This is a genomic window from Actinomycetota bacterium, from assembly GCA_041658565.1.
Classification (GTDB): Bacteria; Actinomycetota; AC-67; order AC-67; family AC-67; genus JBAZZY01.
Genome location: JBAZZY010000015.1, coordinates 1 through 13,955 on the forward strand (window position 1 = coordinate 1; position 13,955 = coordinate 13,955).

Sequence of the window (13,955 nt, forward strand, 5' to 3'; positions counted from 1 at the left end):
GAGCCGGGCGGGTTTCTCTTTTCCCGGCGCTGGATCACCCTCGATGTTTGAATCTTGACATTCGGGGCTTTCGACGCAAAGCTACCAACATCCTGTTACTGCTTCGCGCGCCCGGAACCTTGGGCGCGGTCGGGGGACCATGATGCGGTCGGCCGGTCGATGCCGCGGCGTGTTCGCCGCCGGAATTGCCCTGCGGGGGGGGCGAGACCCTCCCCGCGTAGGTGCGCGCGGAGTGAAGACGCCCGTAGCCTCATCGAAGCAGTGTCTCGTTCACGCGCATGTCTCTACGTCGCGCCGAATCAAGTTCGGCGAAAGCATCCCTCGAACGACAAGGAGCAAGGCATGCGACGATTCGCGATTATCTGTGTGCTCGTGTTGGGATCGGCAATCATGGCCACTGCCGCCAATGCGGACACGGAGAGCTGCAATCCTCCGTCCTGCAGTGGTGTGGGAGTGCCGCCGACATCCGGCGGCGGCAACTTGTACGGGCCTTTCAACATTCCGGTGTCTGTCCCGCTTCCATCGAACCAGTCTGCAGTTTTCTGCTACCCCAACGGGAACATGTGCTACGGCGCCGCGTTTGGTTCGAACTCCGCCGTAGTGACGCTGAAGAAGAGCGACAGTGCGACGTACTGGTACAACCTCGGCGGGGCGTCGGTCGTGGTGGACACGGAGAAGATCTCCGTGACCTACTACCCGCCTTCTGCCCCTGGGGCTGGCGTCGCGCCGGGGAGTCAGCCGCAGGTAGTCCCGTCGGCGAATCCCCACGTCTGCCCAGTCGCGGGCACCCGGCCCACCTGCTGAGGCAGGGCCTCTTCGATGTGGCGGTTTCGAGTCCTGGCGCTTGCCCTTGCGCTCGCGCTCTGCCCTCTTTCGTGGGCGCCTGCGACCGCGCGCGCGCCGGGCTCGACACCGCCTAGGTGCGTATCTCATCTGAACGATCCTGTACCTGCCCTTGGAGTGCTGCCCTTTGCGAATGCTCCGTGTCCCGGCGTGCGGCCCGGGGGTCTTGTGCTCACGGGCGCCGAGCAGTGCACCCTCAGTTTCCTGTTCCGGGGAGCCGACCGGCATATCTACATTGCGACGGCAGGACACTGCCTCCTGGCGGAGGAGGGTGAACGCTTGTGGCGGCCGGGGACGGGTCCCCGAGCCAGGACGCCCGATCTCTTCGCCGCCGGCATAGAAGACGAGTTCGGCATCGCTCCAGTCGGGTCGGCGATCGCAGGCGCGAGGCGGGGGGAGTTTCCGATCGGGGAGTTCGCCTACGCACGCAGCGGGAACGGATACGAGGGGCGCGACTTCGCCCTCATCCGCCTGGATCAGGGCGTGTCCTATTCGGCGGCCGTTTGCCACTTCGGTGGTCCGACCGGGGTATACACGTACACAGACAAGGCGGCGCCGGCATCGGTGGCAGCCCCCCTTGTCTTTCGGATGTACGGACATGGCCTGGGTGTATCCGCCGGGACACCGGCGCGAACGTGGATCGGGCAGATTCCGTTTCGGGATGAGGTCGCTTTCGCGTGGGGACCCGGGTTCCTAGGTGATTCCGGCGCACCCGTGGTTGTCGATGACGGGCGAGCCGTGGGTGTGATGGTGGCTATCAATGTCGGTGGCGATTGGGGTCCGTCCGCTCTCGGGTCTGAAGTGATAGTCCGCCTCGGGCCCGCGGTCGCGCGCGCGGAGAAGGTCATGGGCATCAAACTCACCTTGCTCACGGCTCCGGTGGCATGAGTCGGGGGGCGCGCGATGCGCGGTCGCGGTGGCGCCGGATGCTCGTCGTCGGGTTAGTCGTCTTGGTTTCGTTGGGGTTTGTGGTCATCCGGCATGGACCCTTCGAACGGGACCGACCGGGGACGCCGAGGCAAGCCGAGAACGGTTTCCAGGCCGGCCGGATCGGTGGGGGCTCGGATGCGCGCTCCCGCGGGGAAGACGGGCCGACTCCCGAACCCGGATCTTGGCTACGTCCGCCGAAACCCGGGCGCTATGTCTACGAGTTCTCCTCGACCGATACGAGCCCATCTCCGGCAACCTTGCCGGCAAAGGGCACGATTACCCAGAGCGTCGAGGTGCGCGCGCGATCGTTCGGTGCCGAGGTTGTGATTCGAACGGGGACGGGGAGTTTCCGAAGCGTTGAGCGACAGCGATGGGATCGGGGAAGGGTTCTGCTCACTGCGATGGAGGCCGGCCCGGAGGGAACGACCGATGTCTGCGCGGTAGAGCCTGCCGCGGTCCTGGTGAAGTTGCCTTTGACGGATGTTCTTGTGCGCTCGTCGTGGGCGAACACCCATTGCTCGGGGCAGATGGACGTCAGGTTCTTGGGCGTCGAGCGGGTGATGGACGCGTCCGGAGCTTCGTGGGATGCCTGGAAGTTCTCCCGTCGGGTCGCGTACGGGTCTGGTGATCTTGATGCGACCATTTGGTTCGCGCCGGCGCTCGGGCTCGAAGTCAAGTCAATCCGGCACATGGGCGCGCGCCGGCAGGACGGCACGGTTCTTTCGAGCACGCAGACTTCGTTGTTGAAGAGTCACCCTTCGTGACGGAGGCTTGGTCGCCGGAGTGCGCGCCTCCCTGCATGGCCGGTACTATCTGCGACGGAGGCGTCGCCTAGCTTGGTCGATGGCGCCGGTTTGGAGTACCGGTTGACGGGTAACCGTCTCGAGGGTTCAAATCCCTCCGCCTCCGCCACATGAACGCAGGGCATCGAACACGCCCTGCGCGTCTTGCCCTCCCGGCGTCGGCTGGAATCCTCGTATCTCCCGCAGGGATTCCGGCGATCGAGTAGAAACCCTGACAAACCGGGTGAGTCGGCGTTCGAGCGAGCCTGGCTGCTCGAGCACAGGAGGGTATCGGAATGACACGAGGTCTTGTTCGACGTCGCTTGGCGGGTTCGCGTGCGCGCACCGCGATGCGAGCAGCACTCGCGCTCACGACGTTTCCCTCGATCTCGGCGTGCAGCTGACGCAGGATGAAATCTTCGGCTTGTTCGGTCTGCAAGCACCGTCGACCCCCGGCCGAGCGTCGCGTCCTCGGCCGACTGGCCTGGAACTCGAGGATCGGTGCGAGAAGATCCTTCTCGATGCCGGGTGGTCGGTGAAGAGAACGCCCAGAACGCGGGATGGTGGCGTGGATGTGATCGCGTCGCGCGTTGATGAAGTCGGCGTTGAGCACCGCCTGTTCGTTCAGTGCAAGGACTATGCTCGTCCGGTCGGCGTCGAGATCGTTCGAGAGTTGCTCGGTGTCCTTCCGCCCGGCCAGTCTGTCCGCGCGGTGATTGCCGCGCCGGCTGGGTTGACGGCTGACGCGGGTCGACTGGCAGACGATCGGGGCGTCATCGTTTGGGACAAGTCCCGCCTGAGCGAGTTTGAGTCCCGGACGGGCGACTAGAGGGAGATCGAGGTGCCGCAGAGTACCGCGACGGGGACCGTGACTCTGCCTGCCTCCACGCCAACCGCCATGATGTTCTTGGACGAGACAGGAGCCATCGCTCGGGACCGGTTCTTCGGGGTTGGATGTTTGAAGGTGCCCGAACCCAGCGTTCTCCTCCGAGCGCTTCAGACGCTGCGGGACCGGAACCACTGGTACAACGAGATTCACTGGGTGAAGATAACGCGCACCGCCCTGCCCTTCTACAAGCAAGTCGTGGATGTGGTTGCAGCGACTCCAACGGCCACCCTCGCGTGCTTCGTCGCTGATCGAAACGCAGCGGACCCCATCAGTCGATTCCGTACGCCCTGGAAGGCATATGAGAAGCTCGCGACTCAACTCATCATCGGAAACATCAGCCCGGGTGAGATCGTCGCCGTGCTCGCAGACAACTACTCGACACCGCACAACGTTAGCTTCGAAATCGACGTGAAGGCCCAGGTTAACCGACGTCTCCGTCGACTTGGAGTCATTAGCGTTTGCCGCCTCGACTCCAGGGCGGCCGACTGCCTACAGATCGTCGACCTTCTCACCGCGGCAGTCGCCTTTGAGTTCCGCCAGAGCGCCGGGCTGGCGAGTTCCACAACGCCCAAGGCTGAGCTTGCCGAGTATGTTCGGCAGGTCTTCGGAGCGTCCAGCTTCCTGAGTGGCTTCCGAAGCGCAAGGCTGAACGTCGCTCTCTTCAGAAACCCGCGTCCTCCGGCTTCGAGATCGCCGAGGCGCGCCGGGAGCCCCTAAAAAGTGCAACGGGCTAAAGGCCAGAGGCCCTCGCCCGCGCTCCCTGAGCGTACGTTCCCGGAGCTAGCCCAGTCAAGCAGTCAGGAGCGAACGCGAGGCTTGTCTACATTCATCCCGCCCTCGGGAGTGGAATCCCCTCTCAGGGCGTCGACCTTTCGCGTCGGTTTCAGGAGTTGAGCCATAACGATCTCAGCTGTCTGAGCGAGTTCGAATAGTGACCCGCCACCTCCGCCACGTGAACGCAGGGCATCGGACACATCCCGCGCTCCAACTTCGATATTCGGCCGACCCAATCCGCTCTTCCTTGCGACCGGACATTGCGACCGGATTAGGGAGTGCGTCTCGGGACATCGGGTCATCTGTGGCGAAAGCGTGATTTCTCGACCGCGCGCATCTGGGTCGCGCAACCCAAATCCTCTCGTGTCGCTCAAGCCTCCTGGCGTGCGCTGTCGATCATTCCCTTATGGGGAAGAGGTTGCGCGTCCTGGTCGCCCTATTTGTCGTCCCGGCGGGGCTCTTTGCGATCGTTCCCGCGCGCGCCGCCGCGGTGGAGTACTCAGACGTCTCGTCGTCGCACTGGGCAGACTCGGCGATTCGCTACGTTGCCGAGTCCAACGACTGGATGCGGGTCGGAGGACGAGAGTTTGGTCCGGACCGGGCACTCACGCGCGCCCTGCTCGCGCGCATGGTCGTGCGTGCGTTCTATCGTCCACCCGCCCCGCCGCCGTCTCCGCCGCCGTCTCCGTCGCCCGACCCAAGCCCTTCGCCGGAGCCTTCGGTCGATCCGTCGCCGGCCCCGTCCCCTGACCCCACGCCGATTTCCGAGCCTTCGCCGACTCCCACGCCGACGGTCGCCCCCGAACCGGCTCTCGAGTTCCACGACGTTCCCGAGACGAACTGGGTATACGGCTACGCGAACCGCGCGGTCCTGCAGGGGTGGATGAGCGCACCCGGCGGCTACTTCCGGCCCGGCGGGCTCGTGACCAAGACCGAGATGGACCGCACTCTGGTGCGCGCTCTCTGGCCGATCGACGCAATCCGCGGGATCACCGGCATCGCGACTGCGGACGGATATCGGTTCCGCCATTCCTCGACGCTCGCCTACGGTGTGATCGCGGCGCAACTTGGCTTTCACTACAACTACCCGAATGCGATGGGTCGCGAACTGGTGCCGGGGACCGTCGTCACGCGCGCGGACGGCGCTTACGCGCTGCGCGAGGCTCGGCGCAGCGGGGGCACCCTGGTGGGGGAGACCCTTCCTTGGGAGCTGCGACCGTACGAATTGGTTCAGGTGACGTCGATGGACTCCGTTCGGCGTCAGGTGGTCGAGTTCGCGCTTCGATACGCCAACTACCCGTACGTCTGGGGCGGATCATCCTCGAAGGGATTCGATTGCTCGGGATTTGTCTGGTGGGTCCTCAGGTCGGGATCCGGGCCTTCGAGTCGGGGTTACTCGGGTTGGTCGTTGCCCCAGAGAACCTCCTACGACATGGCGCATGCCACCTCGCGCAAGATCGATCTCGCCCACCTGCGGCCGCTCGACATCTTGTTCTGGGACGTGGAAGGCCCGAACGACCACACGTGGCAGGGCGTCGGGCACGCGGGCGTGTATCTGGGCAACGGTTGGTTCATCCACTCCTCAGGCAGTCGTGGGGGAGTGAGCATCGGCTGGATGGGCGAAGGATGGTGGCGCGACGCGTTCGTCTGGGGCCGGCGGATCGTCCCGACCTGAGCCCCGCTCTCGCCCTCGCGGCGGATTCTCTATACTGAGCCCCGTGGCCGTGCTAGGCGGGGAGCCAGCGGTGCCCTGTACTCGCAATCCGCTTTAGCGAGGCTGAATCCCCGCCTGCGGGCTTCGGTTGTACGTGAGCATTTGGAGCGCGGGCGATGAAGGTTAGGTCCCACGCGGCGTCAGTTCGTGAACCCGGTCAGGTCCGGAAGGAAGCAGCCGTAAGCGATGCCTGGCGGGTGTTGTGGGAGTGCCGAACTGGAGCCATGCGCACAAACAGCGCGTGCAGCCGCTGCACAAGGGCGGGTGCACGGCCACACTAAGTTTGCCGGCGACGAGAACTTCCCGGGAGTGAGGATTCACAGGTGACATCGATCGCCCTGTACCGCCGGTACCGGCCCCAGACGTTCGAGGACGTGCTCGGGCAGGGCCACGTCACCGAGACCCTGCAAGCCGGCATCCGCGAGGGCCGAGTCGCTCACGCGTTTCTGTTCTCGGGCTCGCGTGGTACCGGCAAGACCTCGACCGCCCGAATCCTGGCCAAGGCGCTCAACTGCGAGAAGGGGCCGACACCGACGCCCTGCAACGTGTGTGAGACCTGCGTGTCGATAACCGATGGCCGATCGCTGGACGTGATCGAGATCGACGCCGCTTCGCACGGTGGCGTGGACGATGTGCGGGATCTGCGTGAGAACGCCATGCTCGCCCCGGCGATCGCCAGCCGCAAGATCTACATCGTGGACGAGGCGCACATGGTCTCGACCCAGGGGTGGAACGCGTTCCTAAAGACCGTCGAGGAACCACCCGAGCACGTGATCTTCGTGTTCGCGACCACCGAGCCGCACAAGGTGTTGCCGACGATTCTGTCGCGCTGCCAGCGCTTCGACTTCCGTCGCGTCTCGTCGTCGACGATTGCCGATCACCTCGCGGAGGTGTGCGCTGCGGAGGGATTCACCGCCGACTCCGGCGCGCTGCAGTTGATCGCGCGCGCGGCCGAGGGCGGCGTCCGGGACGCGTTGTCGACGCTTGACCAACTTGCCTCCGGCGGATCGATCACGGTGGCCGAAGCGTCGCGGCTACTGGGGGTCGCAGCCGGGGACGCGCTATTCGAGTTCATCGACTCGCTTGCGGGAGGCGACACTGCGGCAGCCGTGCATGCAATCGCGCGCTTGGTCGACGACGGACAAGACCTGCGCGTGTTTGCGCGCGCACTGGTTGATCACTTCCGCGCGCTGCTGCTGACCAAGCACGTCGAGGACTGTGAGTCCTTGATCGACGTGACCGAGGAAACGCGCGCGCGCCTTTCGGGGCAGGCTGACACGATCGCCGCGCCGAAACTACTGCACCTGCTTCGATTGTTCATCGATGCTTCGGCGGAGATGCGCCAGCAAGTGTCGCCGCGCCTGGCGCTGGAGCTCGCCGCCGTGCGCGCGACCATGCCCGAAGTCGATGATTCCGCGGCTGCGGCAATCGCGCGCATTGAGCGTTTGGAGCGCCTGCTGGATGTGCGCGGCACGGCGATATCCGCGGCCGATGCGCCCGTTATTGCGAAACCTGCGTCGGATCCCCAACCGACTCCCGCGGTTGCTCCCGCAGAGGAGGCACCGCAGCCGGCCAAGAAGGCTGTGAAGAAGTCGGCTCCCGAACCTGTGAAAGCGCCGGAACCGCCACCGGTTGCTCCGCACTTGGAATCCTCGGCCGGAGGTCTGCTCGATATCGAGAAGCTGCGGCGTTCGTGGGCGGTCGTGCTGGAAGAAGTGCGCAAGCAGAGCCGTCGGGTACATGCCTACGTCGCAGAGACCAAGCCGGTTTCGATCGACGGGAAAGTGCTGCTGCTCGAGACGCCGTTTCCCTTCCATGCCCAAGAACTCGAAGCCGATCGCAATGCGCGCATCATTGCCGCCGCCGTTGCCGGTGTCTTCGGAGTGAATCCGCGGATCAAGGCCATTGCGAAGGTTCCCGATGCGGAGCCCGATGAGCCCGACTTCGGCTCGACCGAACCGGCCGGTGATCCGCTCGACATCGTGCGCGCCGGGTTTGGCGACGTGGTCATCGAGGAGTAGCGGTGTTCGAAGGTCCCGTCCAAGATCTGATCGACGCTTTTCGTCGGCTGCCCGGCATTGGGAGCAAGTCCGCGCAGCGGCTGGCGTTTCACTTGCTGAAGTCTCCGGCCGAGGACGCGCGCGCGCTCGCAGGCGCGATTGTCGCGGCGAAGGAGAAGGTGACGATCTGCAGCGTGTGCTTCAACGTCAGCGAAGGCAAGCAGTGCAACTTCTGCCGCGATCCCAAGCGCGATTCGTCGCTGATTTGCGTCGTCGAGGAGCCGGGCGACATCATCGCGGTCGAGCGGACGCAGGAGTTTCGCGGCCGCTACCACGTGCTCGGCGGTCACATCTCGCCGATGGACGGGGTCGGACCCGACGACCTGCGCATGCGGGAGTTAGTGCAGCGCCTGGGCGACGGTGAAGTGGTCGAGGTCATTTTGTGCACGAACCCAACCGTCGAAGGGGAAGCGACCGCGCTTTACCTTGCCAGACTCATCAAGCCGCTGTCCGTGCGCGTCACGCGGATCGCCAGTGGCCTGCCCGTCGGCGGGGACTTGGAGTATGCCGACGAGGTCACGCTCGGGCGCGCGCTCGAAGGCCGCCGCGAACTCTGATCGGCGCGCCGGTCAGCAGTCGTGGTCGTCGCCGGTGCCCCACTGGTCGTCGGGGCCGCGGCTCGACCAGTCCTCGCCGTTGTCGCTTGAGACGACCGGCTGGTCGGCAACGATGACCGCACCGCAGGTTCCGCCGGCCCCGTTGCCCCCAGTGTCGGACTGCATGTCGCCGCCGAAGTAGAAGATTGTGGTCCCGCCCTGGTTGGCGCAGACCGCCAGGCGCTCCGGCTCTGTGGACGGTTGGATCTGCTCGGCTGAGTCCGTGTAGCTGAAGCTTGCCGCGTTGGTGACGACCGTCACCTGTTTGGAGTCTCGGCAGTCCTTGCCGTCGGGAACGTCCTGCTTGGCTGGGCGGGCGAAGCTCGCGGCCGGCGCGAGCACAGCGAGGGCGACGGTGACGAGAACGATGCGGCGCATGGCGAATCCTCCAAGTGGTCCAAGGAACTGGTTCGACGCTTGCGCAGTGGTCTCCTGCCGGATCGCGCAACGTCGCAAGACCCGTCCCGTCTTGGGCCCGCAGGAGAGGAGGATTCTCCATCCCTATGGAGAACTTTGGGACGCCCGATGGAGGGGGAGACTATGTCACTGCAACCGCGCGCCCGTGCTTCGAAGATCCTGGTGGGGGTTTTGACGCTTCTTGCCGTCGTGCCCGTTCCAAAGTCATCATTTGCTTATCCGGAAGCGGGCAGTGACTCCTTCGACTCGTCTGCGATGGTGTTCTTCACTCCCGTCCCGGGCTGCCCGCTTGCTCCGGACGCGAACAACTCCCTGGTCCAGAAGGTGACCCTGAAGGGACCGACGACGGTGCAACGCGGCGCGCCGGAAACTCCTCCCGACGGCCACGAGACCTTCGAGACAGAGATCGTTGAACTCGAACTCAGCGGAACGAGTCCGTTGGGTCCGGTCGTAATTCGCCAGGACGACAACAGGCGCACGCTTGGCCGCGTCACCCAACAGGATGCCGGCAAGGACTTCCCGGCCGACTCCTTCTTCGACGTATTCGTGGATGTGCAGATCGGTCCCGCCACGTACACGAACATCGATCCCGTGCGCATGGCGTCGAAGATATACAGCCTGCCGCCGCACGCGTTCGCCTACCTGCCGCCTCCCGGAACCTGCGTTCCGCTTGCGTTGGAGGGAACAACCGTTCCGACGCTTTGGATGATCCACGCCGAGCACTTGCCGCTCACGACCCGTGACTGCGTCGCGGTGACCAATGCATCGCTCATGCTCTCGCAGCCGGGCTCGACGATGTCGATGACCGGCAAGAACGATGGACCGGGTTCCGCGCAGTTGATCTACGGAAAGGCCCCGCAAGGATCGCAGACCGTCGATACCGAACTGGTTGCAATGTCGCTCACCGGGACCCTGCACGACGAACGCGGAGGCACGATTCCGTTTTCCATCAAGGAGCCGCCGCGAACCGGTTCGTTCGGAAAGCTCAGCGGCGGAGGGCCCGACTCGTTCTTCGACGTGTTCATCGAAGTGCAACTCGGCGACCAGTCGTTTGGGGTCGGGCACCTGCCGATGCGCGGCAGCCATAACCCACAAGCTGGCGGAAAGCTGACGTTCCAAGGCCAGCATCCCCTCGGAGGCTGGATGCTCAACCGCCTTGACGTTGACTTCGGCGCTCCCGCGACGTGTCCCGCAGGTAGCTACCCGCCCGCCTGAGAACTATCCTTCGCCGGGATGAATCCTGTTCGGTTCTCCCCCGGCGACGTGGTCGCGATGCGGGAAGTGTGGCGCGGCAAGGTGTGGGCCGCGCGCCCGATGGTCGTCGTGCGTGACGATTCGGACTTGCACGCGTTCTGGTTCCCGCGCGGCACGCCATGGCGGCGTCCGTGCGCGCTCGACGGTTCGCCGATGCGCGTTCCGGTGCGAGAGTGGCGCCTTGCCGAAGATGAGTGGGATCGCAACGACAACTTGATCTTGGCCGCGCCCGGCGCGGCGCACGCGGTGCACTTGTTCTGGAGCGCAGAGACGGAATTGCTGGGCTGGTACGTGAACTTGCAGCAGCCGCTGGAGCGCACGTCGGTCGGGTTCGACTACATGGACCTTGCGCTGGACGTGGTCGCCGCACCCGACCTATCCACCTGGCGTTGGAAGGATGAGGACGACCTCACGGAGTTCGTCTCGCATGGGTTGCTTTCCGCCGGCGAGGCGCGCGCGGTGCGAGCCGAGGGTGAGGCGGTTCTCGTGCGCATGCATGATCGCGCCGCGCCGTTCAACGACGGATGGCCGTCCTGGCGTCCCGATCCCTCGTGGCCGATGCCGACGCTGCCGGTTGGTTGGGAACGTTCGACGAGGGCGTAAGGGAGCAGTCAGACCTTCGCGCGCGCAACGACTTCGCGCGCCCAGTCGACCAACTTGGATGCACGAATGACCGACTCTGCGGCTTCCTTCGCCGAGGCGCGGCGGGATTCGTATTCCACGACGTTCTTCTTCGCCAGGAGCGTGCGGAGTTGGCGCGCGCGCACACGAACCGCTTCGGAATCCGCGGCGACTTCTTCGAGCAGGTCGGCCGCGCGCACGTGATCGGAGTCGGCCGACCTGAGCCCCGACAGTGCGACGGTTGCCGCATCGGACGCGCTGATCGCCGCGTGGACGGCACTGAGCATCGCTGCGTCGTTCCTGGCTGCCGCCACGGCTGCGTGCCCCTCGTCGAGGAACTGCTCGGCCTTCCCTAAGTAGAGATGCGCTTCGCTGCGGGCGACGGCAGTGATCTTTCGACCTCTAGGCATGCGCTTGCCGCTTCTCGGGCTCGAAGATGGAGACTCCTTCGGCAGATATGCGTTCCCAAAGGGACCCTGAAGTTCGCCGTCGTCCGCGTGGCGAATCGGGCTCACCCTCAACGACGATGACGTTGAGTTGGTTGCCGAACCTTGCGCGCACGAGAGGGGCTATCTGGTCGAGCACCCCTCGCACGTCCTCTCCGCGGGCCTTCTCGGCGATAACCGCGAGATCGATGTCGCTTGAGGGTTGCATGTCCCCACGGGCTGCGCTCCCAAAGATGAAGGCGTCGCGAACCCCGTGCTTCGTTCGCGAAAGACGAGTGCGCAGGAACGTGGTGAGATCGCGATCCGCAGATTGCTCCCAGTCCAACAGGGGAGTTATGTGCTCCACGAGCGCATGGGATCGGTTGAACTCGAACAAGTCCGCGCGCGGGGTGCGGCGCACCTTGACCAAGCCTTGGTCCAGGAGAGAAGCAAGGACTGCGGATGCGGTCGGGTGAGAGATTCCCGCGCGCCGGGCGAGGTCGCGCGCGCTGGTTGCGTGTCCCGCGGGCAGGTCGTTGAGCGCCCGAAGGATTCGGACGTGACTCCCCGTGCGAAACAGGTCGTTCAGAGGCGCGTGAAGTCGCATGGGCCCTCCTTGCCGCCGATCGCAAGAAACCTTACCATGTGGTAAGAAGGCTTACCAGTACTACGCGTCGCCGTTCGGGGTCGGAGCGGGAGAAAGGGTACGATCGCGGCGTGCGACGTACGGGTTCCATCAAACGCGGCGTGTTCTTGGTGCTTGCCGCCGCGCTCGTCGTCGGGCCGGTGACGGCCGCGCGCGCCAAGTCCTTCGAGTTCTCCCGCGTGTTCATGCGGGTGCAGATCGAGCGTGACGGGTCCTTCACGGTGAGCGAAAGTCGCGTCTTCGACTTCGACGGCACGTTCCACCGAGCGTTCATCCAGATCGCGCGCGGCGACTGGGTGGTAACGCCGGTTGAAGTGGGGGAGGGCGAGCCGGGCGCCGGGTTCCGCCCTTACCGCCGCGTGGACTCCGTCGGCAGTGAGGTTTCCGAAACGTGGCTGTTTACGCACGGAGATCCCGACGAGATCCGGTGGTTCTACGACGCTGCCGACGAGCAACGTGCGTTTACCGCTGTCTACCGCGTATCCGGCGCCGTGCGCAGATACGACGACGTGGCCGAGCTGTATTGGAAGTTCATTGGGGACGGCTGGGACGCCGCGACGGCCGACGTGCGCATCGAGGTCCTGCTGCCGGACGACGCTGCGGCGACCGACGTCCGAGTGTGGGGACACGGACCGCTTGAGGGCTCGGTGCAGAAGTTGCCGTCCGGCGCCCTAGTGCGCGGCGGAGTGTGGACGACCGGGTACTTGCCGGCGAGCACGTTTCTTGAGGCCCGCATGACGTTTCCGACGTCGTTGGTACCCGAGGCGCCACGCGCGTCCGGCGCGCGCCTTCGTGACGTCCTGGCCGAAGAGGAGGGCTTCGCAGCAGATGCGAACCGCGCGCGCCTGCTGGCCCGAGTCTGGAACATCCTCGCCCCGCTCGCCGCACTCGTTTCGCTGGCGTTCTTCCTGTGGTTGTTCTTCCGTTACGGAAAGGAGCCGCAGATCCCGCGCGTCGGTCAGTACTTGCGGGAGCCGCCGACCGAGGATCCTCCTGCGGTCGTGGGGTATCTCATGCGCTGGGGGAAGGTCGAGCCGCTCGACATGGTCGCAACGGTGCTCGACCTTGCCCGACGAGGCTACTTACGCATCGGCGAAGTCCGCCACGAGCGAGGCCTGCTGTTCAAGCGGCCGAAGTACGAGTACCGGCTCGCTTTCGCGAAGTCGCCGGATGACCGTTTGGTCCCACATGAGAAGCAGGTGCTCGGCTTGCTGCGAGACGCGGGTTCGGGTGCGGACGGGATTACCGACGCCGAACTCAAGGACTGGGCGAAGCGGAACCCGTCGGAGATGCGCGCAACGCTCGCCGCGTTCGCGACCGCGGTAAAGAAGGAAGCCGCGCGTCGCAAGCTGATCGAGTCGCGCGGCAAGGTGATCGGCCTCAGCGTCGCCGCAGCGGTTACCGCCGGGCTGATTGCGATGGCCGGCCTCCTGGCGCAGGTCGCCGGAACCGAGGGAGACGTACTCGCGCGCGCGCCCGGCCCCGTCTTCGCCTTCATCGTCCTGGCCGCGCAACTTGCCATGACGCCGCTTCTGCGTCGACGCACGCCGACCGGCGCGGCGCAGCATGAAGGCTGGAAGGCGTTCGAGCGGTTCCTCAAGGACTTCTCCAGGTTGCGCGAGTCACGCCCGACCGCGGTCGTCATGTGGGAGAAGTACCTCGTCTACGCGGTTGCCCTTGGAGCGGCGGGTGAGGTGGCGCGCGCATTGCAGGTGCATGCGCCGGAGGCGGTGCAGGGGGGCGGCTTCCCCTGGTATGTGTGGTCATCCGACGGTGGCGCCCGCAGCTTCACGACATCGATGAGTTCGTTCACCACTTCTTTCACGGCCTCCGCGCAGGCGGCCTTTGCGACGGCGCCCTCCAGTGGGAGCGGCGGCGGCGGCGGGTTCTCCGGTGGCGGCGGCGGCGGAGGAGGCGGCGGCGGCGGCGGGGCGAGCTGAAGCCCTCCGCAAGACCCGATTCGCAAAGCAGGGAAAACAGCCATCGGCGGCGAATTCGGAGCAA

At 65.4% G+C, this 13,955-nt stretch carries 14 protein-coding genes, 1 tRNA gene and 1 other RNA gene; 13 read left to right on the forward strand and 3 right to left on the reverse strand.

Annotated features, from left to right (window positions below):
• Positions 1–342 precede the first annotated feature (342 nt).
• From WDA27_08905 to recR, 10 genes are all read left to right on the forward strand, one after another.
• The gene (locus tag WDA27_08905) at positions 343–804 is read left to right on the forward strand and encodes a hypothetical protein (protein ID MFA5891053.1); all 462 of its coding nucleotides are present in this window, start codon (positions 343–345) and stop codon (positions 802–804) included.
• Between the two features lie 15 nt (positions 805–819).
• Positions 820–1,731 carry a hypothetical protein gene (locus tag WDA27_08910; GenBank protein MFA5891054.1) on the forward strand — a complete coding sequence of 304 codons (912 nt, stop codon included), beginning with the start codon at positions 820–822 and terminating at the stop codon, positions 1,729–1,731.
• A complete protein-coding gene (locus WDA27_08915; protein MFA5891055.1) occupies positions 1,728–2,537 on the forward strand; it encodes a hypothetical protein in 810 nt (269 codons plus the stop codon). Before WDA27_08910 ends, WDA27_08915 begins: the two co-directional genes overlap by 4 nt.
• Positions 2,538–2,593: 56 nt before the next feature.
• Positions 2,594–2,685, forward strand: a tRNA-Ser gene (locus WDA27_08920).
• A 264-nt stretch (positions 2,686–2,949) separates the two neighbouring features.
• The gene (locus WDA27_08925; GenBank protein ID MFA5891056.1) at positions 2,950–3,384 is read left to right on the forward strand and encodes a restriction endonuclease; all 435 of its coding nucleotides are present in this window, start codon (positions 2,950–2,952) and stop codon (positions 3,382–3,384) included.
• Between the two features lie 72 nt (positions 3,385–3,456).
• Positions 3,457–4,161, forward strand: coding sequence for a DUF3800 domain-containing protein (locus WDA27_08930; protein ID MFA5891057.1), 705 nt, complete (start codon positions 3,457–3,459; stop codon positions 4,159–4,161).
• Positions 4,162–4,624: 463 nt separating this feature from the next.
• Complete coding sequence (locus WDA27_08935) at positions 4,625–5,893, forward strand: NlpC/P60 family protein (GenBank protein ID MFA5891058.1); 1,269 nt, start codon at positions 4,625–4,627, stop codon at positions 5,891–5,893.
• A gap of 47 nt (positions 5,894–5,940) precedes the next feature.
• Positions 5,941–6,204, forward strand: an RNA gene (gene ffs / locus WDA27_08940) — signal recognition particle sRNA large type.
• A 51-nt stretch (positions 6,205–6,255) separates the two neighbouring features.
• On the forward strand, positions 6,256–7,953 hold the full coding sequence (gene dnaX / locus WDA27_08945) for a DNA polymerase III subunit gamma/tau (protein MFA5891059.1): 1,698 nt from the start codon (positions 6,256–6,258) through the stop codon (positions 7,951–7,953).
• Between the two features lie 2 nt (positions 7,954–7,955).
• Entirely contained in the window at positions 7,956–8,549 is a 594-nt protein-coding gene (gene recR, locus WDA27_08950) for a recombination mediator RecR (protein ID MFA5891060.1), read from the forward strand.
• A 12-nt stretch (positions 8,550–8,561) separates the two neighbouring features.
• Here recR and WDA27_08955 read toward each other — a convergent pair whose 3' ends face one another.
• The gene (locus WDA27_08955) at positions 8,562–8,966 is read right to left on the reverse strand and encodes a hypothetical protein (GenBank protein MFA5891061.1); all 405 of its coding nucleotides are present in this window, start codon (positions 8,964–8,966) and stop codon (positions 8,562–8,564) included.
• 162 nt (positions 8,967–9,128) lie between these two features.
• On the opposite strand from WDA27_08955, the gene WDA27_08960 reads away from it, so the two are divergent.
• Both WDA27_08960 and WDA27_08965 read left to right on the forward strand, forming a co-directional pair.
• Positions 9,129–10,220: a hypothetical protein gene (locus WDA27_08960; GenBank protein ID MFA5891062.1), complete on the forward strand. Its 1,092-nt coding sequence runs from the start codon at positions 9,129–9,131 to the stop codon at positions 10,218–10,220.
• An 18-nt stretch (positions 10,221–10,238) separates the two neighbouring features.
• The gene (locus tag WDA27_08965; protein MFA5891063.1) at positions 10,239–10,862 is read left to right on the forward strand and encodes a DUF402 domain-containing protein; all 624 of its coding nucleotides are present in this window, start codon (positions 10,239–10,241) and stop codon (positions 10,860–10,862) included.
• Between the two features lie 8 nt (positions 10,863–10,870).
• On the opposite strand, the gene WDA27_08970 is transcribed toward WDA27_08965, so the two are convergent.
• Both WDA27_08970 and WDA27_08975 read right to left on the reverse strand, forming a co-directional pair.
• Complete coding sequence (locus WDA27_08970) at positions 10,871–11,290, reverse strand: hypothetical protein (GenBank protein MFA5891064.1); 420 nt, start codon at positions 11,288–11,290, stop codon at positions 10,871–10,873.
• Positions 11,283–11,912: a MarR family transcriptional regulator gene (locus WDA27_08975; protein ID MFA5891065.1), complete on the reverse strand. Its 630-nt coding sequence runs from the start codon at positions 11,910–11,912 to the stop codon at positions 11,283–11,285. Before WDA27_08975 ends, WDA27_08970 begins: the two co-directional genes overlap by 8 nt.
• Before the next feature lie 110 nt (positions 11,913–12,022).
• On the opposite strand from WDA27_08975, the gene WDA27_08980 reads away from it, so the two are divergent.
• Positions 12,023–13,891 (forward strand): DUF2207 domain-containing protein, encoded by a 1,869-nt coding sequence (locus WDA27_08980; GenBank protein MFA5891066.1) that lies wholly within the window; start codon positions 12,023–12,025, stop codon positions 13,889–13,891.
• Positions 13,892–13,955 lie beyond the last annotated feature (64 nt).

Coding starts and splice junctions, on each gene's coding strand:
- WDA27_08905 (MFA5891053.1), top strand. CDS start 343: ATGCGACGATTCGCGATTATCTGTGTGCTCGTGTTGGGATCGGCAATC.
- WDA27_08910 (MFA5891054.1), top strand. CDS start 820: ATGTGGCGGTTTCGAGTCCTGGCGCTTGCCCTTGCGCTCGCGCTCTGC.
- WDA27_08915 (MFA5891055.1), top strand. CDS start 1,728: ATGAGTCGGGGGGCGCGCGATGCGCGGTCGCGGTGGCGCCGGATGCTC.
- WDA27_08930 (MFA5891057.1), top strand. CDS start 3,457: ATGTTCTTGGACGAGACAGGAGCCATCGCTCGGGACCGGTTCTTCGGG.
- WDA27_08935 (MFA5891058.1), top strand. CDS start 4,625: ATGGGGAAGAGGTTGCGCGTCCTGGTCGCCCTATTTGTCGTCCCGGCG.
- WDA27_08955 (MFA5891061.1), bottom strand. CDS start 8,966: ATGCGCCGCATCGTTCTCGTCACCGTCGCCCTCGCTGTGCTCGCGCCG.
- WDA27_08960 (MFA5891062.1), top strand. CDS start 9,129: ATGTCACTGCAACCGCGCGCCCGTGCTTCGAAGATCCTGGTGGGGGTT.
- WDA27_08965 (MFA5891063.1), top strand. CDS start 10,239: ATGAATCCTGTTCGGTTCTCCCCCGGCGACGTGGTCGCGATGCGGGAA.
- WDA27_08970 (MFA5891064.1), bottom strand. CDS start 11,290: ATGCCTAGAGGTCGAAAGATCACTGCCGTCGCCCGCAGCGAAGCGCAT.
- WDA27_08975 (MFA5891065.1), bottom strand. CDS start 11,912: ATGCGACTTCACGCGCCTCTGAACGACCTGTTTCGCACGGGGAGTCAC.